At 65.2% G+C, this 10,633-nt stretch carries 10 protein-coding genes and 2 tRNA genes; 9 read left to right on the forward strand and 3 right to left on the reverse strand.

Going from position 1 to position 10,633, the window contains the following annotated elements; all coding sequences use genetic code 11:
- Positions 1-19: 19 nt before the first annotated feature.
- Positions 20-1,093 carry a 3-isopropylmalate dehydrogenase gene (locus Y704_RS0116415; protein ID WP_026550910.1) on the forward strand — a complete coding sequence of 358 codons (1,074 nt, stop codon included), beginning with the start codon at positions 20-22 and terminating at the stop codon, positions 1,091-1,093.
- Between the two features lie 42 nt (positions 1,094-1,135).
- A complete protein-coding gene (locus tag Y704_RS0116420; protein WP_026550911.1) occupies positions 1,136-2,242 on the forward strand; it encodes a branched-chain amino acid aminotransferase in 1,107 nt (368 codons plus the stop codon).
- Between the two features lie 182 nt (positions 2,243-2,424).
- Here Y704_RS0116420 and Y704_RS0116425 read toward each other — a convergent pair whose 3' ends face one another.
- From Y704_RS0116425 to Y704_RS22190, 3 genes are all read right to left on the reverse strand, one after another.
- Positions 2,425-3,975 carry a bifunctional diguanylate cyclase/phosphodiesterase gene (locus tag Y704_RS0116425; protein WP_026550912.1) on the reverse strand — a complete coding sequence of 517 codons (1,551 nt, stop codon included), beginning with the start codon at positions 3,973-3,975 and terminating at the stop codon, positions 2,425-2,427.
- Positions 3,965-4,402 carry a DUF7793 family protein gene (locus Y704_RS22185; RefSeq protein WP_051477281.1) on the reverse strand — a complete coding sequence of 146 codons (438 nt, stop codon included), beginning with the start codon at positions 4,400-4,402 and terminating at the stop codon, positions 3,965-3,967. The genes Y704_RS0116425 and Y704_RS22185 overlap by 11 nt, the downstream gene beginning before the upstream one ends.
- 390 nt (positions 4,403-4,792) lie before the next feature.
- A complete protein-coding gene (locus Y704_RS22190) occupies positions 4,793-5,803 on the reverse strand; it encodes a hypothetical protein (protein ID WP_051477282.1) in 1,011 nt (336 codons plus the stop codon).
- A 251-nt stretch (positions 5,804-6,054) separates the two neighbouring features.
- On the opposite strand from Y704_RS22190, the gene Y704_RS24195 reads away from it, so the two are divergent.
- From Y704_RS24195 to Y704_RS23650, 7 genes are all read left to right on the forward strand, one after another.
- A complete protein-coding gene (locus Y704_RS24195; protein WP_155850404.1) occupies positions 6,055-6,201 on the forward strand; it encodes a hypothetical protein in 147 nt (48 codons plus the stop codon).
- A gap of 192 nt (positions 6,202-6,393) precedes the next feature.
- Positions 6,394-7,167: a fumarylacetoacetate hydrolase family protein gene (locus tag Y704_RS0116450; RefSeq protein WP_026550915.1), complete on the forward strand. Its 774-nt coding sequence runs from the start codon at positions 6,394-6,396 to the stop codon at positions 7,165-7,167.
- Between the two features lie 106 nt (positions 7,168-7,273).
- Positions 7,274-8,785 carry a glutamate--tRNA ligase gene (gltX, locus tag Y704_RS0116455; RefSeq protein ID WP_026550916.1) on the forward strand — a complete coding sequence of 504 codons (1,512 nt, stop codon included), beginning with the start codon at positions 7,274-7,276 and terminating at the stop codon, positions 8,783-8,785.
- 8 nt (positions 8,786-8,793) lie between these two features.
- The gene (locus tag Y704_RS0116460) at positions 8,794-9,522 is read left to right on the forward strand and encodes an HAD family hydrolase (RefSeq protein WP_051477285.1); all 729 of its coding nucleotides are present in this window, start codon (positions 8,794-8,796) and stop codon (positions 9,520-9,522) included.
- 68 nt (positions 9,523-9,590) lie between these two features.
- Positions 9,591-9,662, forward strand: a tRNA-Gln gene (locus tag Y704_RS0116465).
- 72 nt (positions 9,663-9,734) lie between these two features.
- Positions 9,735-9,807, forward strand: a tRNA-Glu gene (locus Y704_RS0116470).
- A gap of 124 nt (positions 9,808-9,931) precedes the next feature.
- A partial coding sequence (locus Y704_RS23650) for a GTPase domain-containing protein (protein ID WP_035773212.1) occupies positions 9,932-10,633 on the forward strand: 702 nt, incomplete at its 3' end.

Here is a 10,633-nt window from a genome sequence, read left to right on the forward strand (position 1 = left end):
TTTTCCCTAACCTTGGGGGATGAGCGAATCTCCGGCCCACGCCTCCAGTTCCCGCATCGACCTCGCCGTCATTCCGGGTGACGGCATCGGCCCCGAAGTGACCACGGAGGCCGTCAAGGTGCTCCGCGCAGTCACAGCGGGACAGGTGGACGTCGTACTGACGCAGTACGATCTCGGCGCCGAGCACTGGCTCGCCACGGGGGAGACGCTGCCCGACGCCACGTTGGCGAAAATCCGGCAGCACGACGCCATCCTCTTCGGGGCGGTGGGCGCTGCCCCCGGGGACACCCGTATTCCCTCAGGAATCATCGAGCGGGAGATGCTGCTCAAACTGCGCTTCGCACTGGATCACTACGTGAACCTGCGGCCATCCCGGCTGTATCCCGGCGTGGCCAGCACGCTGGCGAACCCCGGCGAGATCGACTTTCTCGTGGTCCGCGAGGGGACCGAGGGGCCCTATGTCGGCAACGGTGGCACACTGCGCGGCGGCACGGTCCACGAGATCGCGACGGAGGTTTCGCTCAATACAGCGCACGGGGTGGAGCGGGTGGTCCGTGATGCGTTCCGGAGGGCAAGCGGACGGCCCCGCAAGAAGCTCACCCTGGTGCACAAGCACAACGTCCTGGTATACGCGGGTCATCTGTGGAAGCGGACAGTGGAAGCCGTCGCGGAAGAGTTCCCCGACGTCACCCATGACTACCTGCATGTCGACGCCGCCATGATCTTCCTGGTGAGCGACCCGGCCCGGTTCGACGTCATCGTGACGGACAACCTCTTCGGCGACATCATCACCGACCTCGCCGCAGCGGTGACCGGCGGCATCGGACTGGCGGCCTCCGGCAACCTCAACATGGACCGCACCGCGCCGTCCATGTTCGAGCCCGTCCATGGTTCAGCACCCGACATCGCGGGCCAGCAGAAAGCCGACCCCACCGCCGCCATTCTTTCGGCCGCCCTCCTGCTGCGTCACCTTGGTCATGAGGACGCTGCCGCGCGTGTGGAAACTGCCGTCCAGGCGGACATCGCGTCCCGCGGCGTACAGAAGCGAAGCACCGCGGCCGTGGGCGATGCTATCGCCGCCGCCGTGTCCTAAGCTGGTGAGTGATCACTAACCGAAAGCTCGCCCGGAGGAATCATGACAGCCACTGAGCTGGAGTTTGCCCAGTATCTTTCCACCACACCTGCAACGCCGGAACGGCGCGATGCCATCCTCGCCAACCCGGGCTTCGGCAACTATTTCACCGACCACACCACGGTGGTGGACTTCGCGGTCAACGAGGCGGGCGTGGGTGGCTGGCACAGCCCGCGGATCGAACCCTATGGTCCGATCGCCCTCGACCCGGCCGCCGCCGTGCTGCACTACGGCCAGGAAATCTTTGAAGGCATGAAGGCGTACCGGCACGCGGACGGATCGGTCTGGACGTTCCGTGCAAATGCGAACGCGGCCAGGCTCAACCGGTCCGCCGTCCGGCTGGCACTGCCGCAGCTTCCCGAAGAGTTCTTCCTCGAATCCCTGCGTCAGCTGGTGACCGCCGATCAGGCATGGATTCCATCGGGCGACGGCGAGAGCCTCTACCTCCGCCCCTTCATGATTGCCACCGAGGCGTTCCTCGGTGTGCGGCCGGCCCGTGAAGTGACCTTCCGGGTCATCGCTTCGCCCGCGGGGAACTACTTCGGCGGCGAGGTGAAGCCCGTGGCCATCTGGGTGTCCCGGAACTACGCGCGCGCAGGGCGTGGCGGCACCGGGGCAGCCAAGGCCGGCGGAAACTATGCGTCCTCGCTCGCCGCCCAGCTGGAGGCCGAGGCGCACGGCTGCAAGCAGGTGCTGTTCCTCGATCAGTTCAACGACAACGCTGTCGAGGAGCTCGGTGGAATGAACGTGTTCTTCGTCTTCCGGGACGGTTCACTGGTGACGCCCGCACTGTCCGGCACCATCCTCGAGGGAGTGACGCGCTCCTCGGTGATCCAGCTCGGCCGGGACCGCGGCATGAACGTGGTGGAACGCAAGATCACCCTCGATGAGTGGCGCGACGGCGTGGCATCGGGCGACATCACCGAGGTGTTCGCCTGCGGCACTGCCGCCGTCATCACCCCCATCGGTTCCCTGCGCGACGGCGACGAAGTGATCGGAGCGCCTGACTCGGCAGCGGGAGAGGTCACCATGTCGATCCGCAGCCAGCTCCTGGGCATCCAGACGGGTACGGGCGAGGATCGGCACGGCTGGCTGACCCGGCTCGTCTAGGAGACGCCAAGGGGAGGCGCCGATCCGCGGCGCCTCCCAACCTTCTCCACGCGCCCGCACCAACCTTCGCTGAACGCTCCGCCATGGGAAGTTGCGCAGCAGCGGTGGGTGAACGACGACGGCACCCACCACACATGCACAAGTTCTGCGGGCAGCCCTCGTGGACCGGAGCCTTGCGGCCCCTACAGGCTGTCGGCGGGCACCTTCAGGTACTTGCTGCCCGTGAGTAGCTCCGTCACCGGGCCTGCCGGGAGCGGTCTGCTGAAGTAGTAACCCTGTCCGCTGGAGCACCCCAGATCCCGCAGCTTATCGGCCTGCTCCTTCGTTTCAATGCCCTCGAAAACCGCCTCGAGCCCGGCGGCGCGGATGAGCTGGAGGATCGCCGCAACAAAGTCCAGCTGCCCTGGCCGGGTGTCGAGGTCAACCAGCAGTGAGCGGTCCACCTTGACCATGCTGACCGGGAGTTCGCGCAGGTAGCTGATGGAGGAGTACCCGGTCCCGAAGTCGTCGATCTCGATGCCGACGCCCAGTTGCTGCAGGCTGAGCAGTGAGTACATTTCCACCTCGCCGCGCGTGACAATGGCCGTCTCGGTGATTTCCACCACCAGGTTCTGGGCGGGTACCCCGAGCTCGCGCAGGAGCGCGCGGACATGGTCCACCAGGTCAAGCTGTTTCAGTTCGACGGCGGACAGGTTCACCCTCAGCTGGAAGTCGTCGTCGAGGGGCAGTGTGCGCCTCCACTCCGCAAGCTGCCGCAGCGAGTGCAGCATGACCCAGCGGTCGAGATCGTGGATGGCCCCGATCTCCTCGGCAAGCGGTATGAAGGTATCCGGTGGGATGAGCCCACGGACGGGGTGCTGCCACCGGACCAGCACCTCGACGCCGAGGATGCGGTTCGTCGAGAGCTCCACCACCGGTTGGTAGTGGAGGACCAGATCGTCGGACGCGATGGCGCCACGCAGCTCGGTGGCCATCTGGCTCCGCGATTGGCGCGTGTACAGCATCAGTGGCTCGAATACCTTGATGATGCTTCGACCCTCCCGCTTTGCGGCGTACATGGCGGTGTCGGCGTCCAGAAGGAGATCCTCCGCGCTCTGTCCGGGGTCCCCGAGGCGCACGCCGATGCTTGCCCTCGAGTGCACGTACAGATCCTCCAACTGGATCTGCTTCCCGAGAACCTGCAGTGCACGGCGCGCCACCTGCATCGCGACGTCCATGGTGGCCTCGGGAAGGAGGATGGCGAACTCGTCTCCGCCGAGGCGTGCCACCATGTCCCTCTTGCGCACCACGCTGTTGAGCCGCGCGGCCACCTCCTGGAGTACGCGGTCGCCGGCGTCATGGCCGAAGCGGTCATTGACGTTCTTGAACGAGTCGAGATCGAGGAGGATGAGCGCGGGAGGCAGGGCGCCGTCGTGAGTTCTTGCGAGGGCTGTCTCCATGCCCTCCATCAACGCCACCCGGTTCGCAAGCCCCGTCAGGGCGTCCGACATCGCCATCTTCATCATGTCGAGGTGCGCTTGCCGAAGCATCGCGGTTCGGCTCTCCACCCTCTTCTCGAACTGGTCGTACACCTGCTCCAGCTCCTCGGCGAGGAGATTGACGCCGGTGATGACGGCGTCCACCTCGTCGCGCGCGCAGGAGGGCTCGATCCGGCTGCTGAGGTCCCCGCGCGACAACCGTACGATGCTGTCGACGAGAATGGCCAGCCGCGGGTCCTTCTTGTCAGCGCTCATCAGACTCAGGGTACCTTCGATACCCGGCGAGCCACTCGAGCGCCTCGCTCCTGGACGAGAAGAATTCGACGGGGCACGACGGCGGTTGGCCGCCCAGGAGGAAGCTCCCGATCACCCGGTCCACGGGACTTGATCCCAGCAGGGCGATCGCCGTCGAAACACTGGCTCGTCCCAGGACGGCGCGCGCTTCGCGGTCGATCGACAGCACCCCGCTGATGTCGATGAGCAACGGGCGCGCTACGGTGCCGGCCAGCTCCCGTGCTTCTGCGGCTTTGGCTTCCGCAATGGCTTCAGTGATACGTTCCCCGGCCGACAGCGTCATGATCGTGATGCCGTTCGAATCCGCGGTCGCGTCCGGGTCGGTGTGCTGCCCTCGCGCGTCGAGGTCGCTGGACGCGTCCGCTTCCCCGGGCGGTTCCTCACGCATCCGTATCCTGCCCTACGAGAGTGAGGTGCCGGTGGAATCCGGCCGGCGCAGCAGCCGGCGCGGAATAACCGGCGAAGCTTGCCCCGCCGGGCGACAATGCACAGCAGGGCGGGAAGGGCTGCCACACCGAGGTGGGAGGTGCGGCTATTGAATTCGACATGTTCATCCCCAGCAGTTCGGCAGCGGCAAGGCGCGGCCTCGTCAGCAATTTTCCGATACCGGAGACCACGGACCCGAAACCTGGAAGCTGTCCCCGATGTGAGACCGGAAGGGACGGTTGCGGATCGATCGGCTTCTTGCTGCCGATCTGTGATCGAGGAAACAGTACCACCGATCCGTGCCGCTTCAGCCTCGTGATGCGGGCCCTGCCCTCCTCCGGCACGGGAGGACTCAGGTGGCGGTCGGCTCGATATCGTCGATGAGTTCGCGCGCCGAGCCGGCCCTGCTGGGGGCGCCCGCCTTACTGAACAGCTTCTCGCTTTTCTTGAGGTTCTGCGCTGCTTCGGGTTCAGCCTTCTTCGCCTTCAGCGCCCGCCCGAGGAGCAGGTGCGCTTCGGCCGCAGTGTGTGTGGCGAGCAGCTTGTCCTTGCTGATAACGAATCGCAGGCGCTCTGCAGCTGCCTCGTACTGGCCTGTCAACACCAGCCAGTGCGCCCTGGTCAGCGCCAGTTCCAGCTTGTCCCGCTCGCTGCCTCCCACAATCGAGATGGCCAGCTCAGCGCGGTCGATGCATTCGAGTGTTTCAGGCTGGACGACGCCGGCTGCGAGGCGGATTTCGGCGGAGGCCCGGTTGAATTTGGCCCACAGCTCGAGGTCGTTCGTCGGTGAAAGGTTTTCCGCGGCAAGGCGGTGGTACTTGGTGCCTTCCTCGGGCTGGTTCAGGAGGAAGGCCACGTTGCCGATGGCCCAGTAGCTCATGCCGGCACTTTGCGAACTCGGGTTGCCCTGCAGGAGTGCAGCCAAGGCGAGGCATTGCACCCACGCTTCGTCGAGTTGGTCGCTGTCGGCCAGCGCGGCGATTAGAGCGTACTGCGCTTTGATGAGGGATTCCTGTTGCTCTGGATCGGCCTCAGCAGCGGCGGCCGCGTGTCGCGCCGCAATGACAGCTTCAGCGAGATCTCCGCAGCCTTGAAGGGCGAACGACAAATTGGTTGCCACCCTCGTTGTAAGCGCTGACGACTGAACTGTCAATGGGTGATCGTTCAGCACTTGGGAAACCTCGGCGGATTCCCTCATGAGGCCGAGCTTGCGCAGGCACTCGGACTTCAAGAAGGTCATATTCCACCACGCGTCGATATCATCGAGCTTCAAAGCCGCCGTTGCTGCCTCATCGGCGAGCGCGCGAGCTCCAGCGTAATCCCGCTGGTTCCACGAGTCACGGGCCCTGAGCTCAAGAAGCATACGCTCGCCGGGTTCACTATGATGAGCCATTGCCACCTCCTGTCGCGGTGCACCGTGTTGCCACCGGTGCTGTTGAGGCAAAGCCCCTGGTTGCCGCGCTCAGTCTAGGGCAATGCGGATGAAATGTATTGGGAAGTTAAAATAGTTGCTGAAGTTACTGGTGTGAACGCAGTCTTCTCGTATACTGTCGAATCAATCGCACCCGCGAGAAGCAAAAGGTCTCTCTCCCCTCAAGCCCAAGGATCACCATCATGAAGAAGATCGCCGCAACCGTTATGTTGTCAGCACTGCTCGTAGCCGGTGGAGGATCGGCGGCGTTTGCTGCTGATTCCAAGTCCTCGGCCAAGACGACATCACCCTCAGTTTCGAGCACCGACGTCAACCGCTGGCCTTCCTAGTCTTTCAAGGCAGCGGCTCTCAGGCCGCTGTCCTACCCTAGTACGTCGAGCATCACCCTCAGCACCACGAAGAGCCGCGGGCCTACACCTTTTGGGGAGGTACGTCCGCGGCTTTCGCGTGCCCTGGATCAATTTAGTCCCTCCTTGGGTGCTGCTACTCCCCGCACAAACCACGACCTGTAGCCTTGGGGCATGCGAATTGCGCGTTTTGTGGTGGATGATGATCCGATGTTCGGCGTGGTCGAGGGGCCCGAGGGAAGCGAAGAAGTGGCGGTGATCAACGGTGATCCGTTCTATGCCGGCGTCCAACTGACCGGGGTGCGCCACGCCCTCGAGGACGTAAGGCTCCTGGCGCCGGTGATCCCGCGCAGCAAGGTGGTGGGCATCGGGCTCAACTATGCCGACCACGCAAGCGAAATGGGCTCGGCGCCCCCGACGGCTCCGCTGATGTTCCTCAAGCCGAACACCTCAGTGGTCGGCCCCGGGGATCCGGTGATGCTGCCGTCGTTCTCCGACCAGATCTCGTACGAAGCCGAACTGGCAGTGGTGATCGGCCGCATCTGCAAGGACGTCCCCCTCGAGCGGGTCGACGACGTCATCTTCGGGTACACCTGCGCCAACGACCTCACTGCGAGGGACGTCCAGATGACCGACAGTCAGTGGGCGCGCGCCAAGGGCTTCGATACGTCCTGCCCCATCGGGCCGTGGATCGAAACGGACCTGGATCCTGAGAACCTCAGCATTCGGGGAACCCTCGACGGCGAGCTCCGCCAGGATGGCTCCACGAGTGACATGGTCTGGGGCGCCCGCGAACTCGTGTCCTATGTGTCCCAGGCCTTCACCCTGCTCCCGGGGGACATCATCCTCACGGGAACGCCGGCCGGCGTCGGCCTGATAGCCGATGGCCAGCGCTTCGACGTCGACATCGAGGGAATCGGCAGGCTGTCCAATCCCGTCCGGCGCTGACCTGTCCGGACTGAATACGGCGTCAGGGGAACGCTTCATGCCGACGACTTCGCGGCGCACCTACCCTGCACCCGCCATTCGGCCCGGCTACTAGACTTGCACCATCATGACTACAGCAGCTGAGCTCCCCACTGTCACCGCATCCACTGCCGTCCGCGTGCGGTTCTGCCCGTCGCCCACAGGTACTCCCCATGTCGGCCTGATCCGCACCGCCCTGTTCAACTGGGCCTACGCCCGGCACACCGGCGGAAAGCTGATCTTCCGCATCGAGGACACGGATGCCGCCCGGGACAGCGAGGAGAGCTACGGGCAGCTGCTTGAAGCGATGCGGTGGCTCGGCATCGACTGGGACGAGGGAGTGGAGGTCGGCGGGCCCCATGCTCCGTACCGCCAGTCGGAGCGGAGCGACCTGTATACGGACGTCATCACCAGGCTGGTGGACGCCGGCCACCTGTATGAGTCGTTCTCGAGCCCGGAGGAGGTCGAGGAACGACACCGAACGGCGGGCCGCGACCCGAAGCTCGGCTACGACAACTTCGACCGTGGGCTCACCATCGAGCAGCGCTCGGCCCTGCGGGATGCAGGCCGGGAGCCGGTCCTGAGGCTACGCATGCCGGACGAGGACATCACCTTCACCGACCTGGTGCGCGGCGACATCACCTTCCGGGCCGGAAGCGTTCCCGATTTCGCCGTCGTCCGTGCCAGCGGCGCGCCCCTCTACACCCTGGTCAACCCGGTCGATGACGCCCTCATGGGCATCACCCACGTTCTGCGGGGAGAGGACCTGCTGTCCTCCACCCCCCGGCAGGTCGCCCTCCACCGCGCGCTGATCGATATCGGGGTGGCCCGCCACATGCCGATCTTCGGGCACCTTCCCTACGTGATGGGGCAGGGGAACAAGAAGCTGTCCAAGCGGGACCCGGAATCGAACCTCTTCCTGCATCGGGAGCGCGGGTTCATCAAGGAAGGCCTGCTCAACTACCTGTCCCTCCTCGGCTGGAGCCTGTCCGCCGACGAGGACATCTTCACGGTGGATGAACTGGTGGAGAAGTTCGACATCTCCGACGTCCTCGGGAACCCTGCCCGCTTCGACCTGAAAAAGGCCGAAGCCATCAACGGCACCCATGTGCGGCTCCTCGACCCAGCCGAATTCCGGACACGACTCGTCCCCTTCCTCGTCGCCGCAGGGCTCGTCGGAGATCCACTGGATCCGCGCGAGACGGCCATCATCGCGGAGGCAGCGCCCCTGATCCAGGAGCGCATCACGCTGCTCGGGGAGGCCCCGGAGATGCTCGGCTTCCTCTTCAAGAACGACGACGCCATCGACGTGGCGGACGACGCCCGGAAGGGGCTGCCCGCCAACCTCACCGAGGTGCTCGACAGCGCACTCGAGGCCCTCGACAACGCCGCAGGCTGGGATGCGGAGTCCATCCAGACCGCGCTCCGCGAGGCACTCGTCGACGGGCTCGGACTCAAGCCCCGGCTTGCCTTCGGTCCCGTCCGCACGGCCATCTCGGGGCGACGGATCTCACCGCCGCTCTTCGAGTCGATGGTGATACTCGGCCGGGAGTCCTCCCTGGCGCGCATCGGGGCATTCCGCGCAGCGGCCGGCCAGTAGGGGTGGCAATGGACAACGGCTTCGGAGCCGGTTATCCGCTGGGTGTCCTTTTCGATATCGACGACACCCTCGTGGACCTCGAAGGCGCCATGGGAGCCACCCTCCATGAAATTGCCGACGAGGGGCTGAGCCATCTCAGCGATGATGACTGGATCGAATACAAGCGGCTGTACGCGCGTGATCCCGAACGCCACTACGACAGCTTCCTCCAGGGCCGGGCCACTTTCACCGAGCAGCGGATCAAGCGCGCCGCCCACGCGCGGGCGGGTTTCACATCGGTGCCGTTCGACGCCGAGGCCGCGGCGGGGTGGAACCGGGCGTACGAGTCCACCCTTCCGCACCACTTCCGGGCGTACGACGACGTCGTCCCGCTGCTCGATGTACTGGACGAGCGGAACATTCCCTACGGGGTGATCAGCAACAACGTCCATGACTATCAGCGGGCCAAACTCGACCGCGCAGGTCTCTCCCGCATTCGGATCCTCGTGGGCATCGATGCCGTGGAAGCAGCAAAACCCGATCCTGCGATTTTCGCGGAGGGAGTCCGGCTGCTGGGAACTCCGGCTGCCCGCACCCTGTATGTAGGAGACAATCCGGTGCTCGACGCCAGGGGCGCCGATGACGCCGGCCTGGTGGGCGTGTGGCTCGACCGTGCCGGCGTCGAAACCGCGGGAGGCCCGCAGCGCCGGATCAGCACCCTGAGCTCCGTTTTGCAGTTCTTGCCACCCGTCCGGTAAAGTTGATTCTCGGCGCGACGCGGTTATGCGGTCGGATTCCTGCTGGTTGGGACTCGGAAAAGTGCCATTGGGGTATGGTGTAATTGGCAACACACTGGTTTCTGGTACCAACATTCTAGGTTCGAGTCCTGGTACCCCAGCGCAGGAAACTGCAGAGCACCGCTGTTGAAGCGGTAGTAACAAAAACAGTAGTAGTAGCACAGAACAGTACTGGCCCCATCGTATAGCGGCCTAGTACGCTGCCCTCTCACGGCGGTAACGCGGGTTCGAATCCCGCTGGGGTCACGATTGTCCTGGCATCAGGACAGGAAATGAACGTCCCGGACTTCGGTCCGGGGCGTTTTTTCGTGGTCCGCGGGCTATTACTCCCGGTCGAGGGAAGTCCGGTGGCTGCTGGCAGAATGGAAGGATGAACGCATCCTCCCCTCCAGCCGGGCCGCAGGGGCTTTCGGCACTGTTTCAGGAGGTACGGGACGCTTTGGCGCGGACCACCTTTCCGCTGGCTCTCAGCGGCTCCGCTGAATCACGGGCGGCCGCTGCCGCTGCTGCGGCCCAACTGGACGACTACATCCTGCCGCGCCTGGCCGACGTCGATGCACCGCTGCTCGCCGTCGTCGGCGGTTCCACAGGCGCCGGGAAATCGACGCTCGTCAACGCCCTTGTGGGCAAACCCGTCACCCGCTCGGGTGCCATCCGCCCCACGACCCGCCAACCCATACTGCTCCACCACCCGCTGGATGCCGGCTGGTTCTCGAGCCAGCGCGTGCTGCCGTCCCTGACACGGGTCCAGTCAGGCGGGGGACAGCAGCGGGGGCAAAACCTTGAACAAGACCCCGGGCAGCACGCTGGGCAGAACCCCGGGCAGCAGACTCCACAGCGGCTTCGGCAGCAGCCCGAAGCCTGGCTCGCTACGAACGCGGGGCCGCAACCCGGACCGCGACCCAGCCGTCCACCCCGGCACCCGGTCCAGGAAGCCCCTCCGGGTGCCACCGCCACCCTCCTCCTGCGAGCGGACACCTCGATCCCCGTGGGACTGGCTATCCTCGACGCGCCGGACGTCGATTCGATCGCCGATGAGAACCGGCGGCTCGCGGGCCAGTTGCTCGCCGCC

The sequence above is a fragment of the Arthrobacter sp. Br18 genome (genome assembly GCF_000520555.1).
In the GTDB taxonomy this organism is placed as follows: Bacteria; Actinomycetota; Actinomycetes; order Actinomycetales; family Micrococcaceae; genus Arthrobacter_D.

What these genes read in the sequence shown, in the direction of transcription:
- Y704_RS0116415 (WP_026550910.1), top strand. Translation starts at nt 20, where the DNA reads ATGAGCGAATCTCCGGCCCACGCCTCCAGTTCCCGCATCGACCTCGCC.
- Y704_RS0116420 (WP_026550911.1), top strand. Translation starts at nt 1,136, where the DNA reads ATGACAGCCACTGAGCTGGAGTTTGCCCAGTATCTTTCCACCACACCT.
- Y704_RS0116425 (WP_026550912.1), bottom strand. Translation starts at nt 3,975, where the DNA reads ATGAGCGCTGACAAGAAGGACCCGCGGCTGGCCATTCTCGTCGACAGC.
- Y704_RS22185 (WP_051477281.1), bottom strand. Translation starts at nt 4,402, where the DNA reads ATGCGTGAGGAACCGCCCGGGGAAGCGGACGCGTCCAGCGACCTCGAC.
- Y704_RS22190 (WP_051477282.1), bottom strand. Translation starts at nt 5,803, where the DNA reads ATGCTTCTTGAGCTCAGGGCCCGTGACTCGTGGAACCAGCGGGATTAC.
- Y704_RS24195 (WP_155850404.1), top strand. Translation starts at nt 6,055, where the DNA reads ATGAAGAAGATCGCCGCAACCGTTATGTTGTCAGCACTGCTCGTAGCC.
- Y704_RS0116450 (WP_026550915.1), top strand. Translation starts at nt 6,394, where the DNA reads ATGCGAATTGCGCGTTTTGTGGTGGATGATGATCCGATGTTCGGCGTG.
- gltX (WP_026550916.1), top strand. Translation starts at nt 7,274, where the DNA reads ATGACTACAGCAGCTGAGCTCCCCACTGTCACCGCATCCACTGCCGTC.
- Y704_RS0116460 (WP_051477285.1), top strand. Translation starts at nt 8,794, where the DNA reads ATGGACAACGGCTTCGGAGCCGGTTATCCGCTGGGTGTCCTTTTCGAT.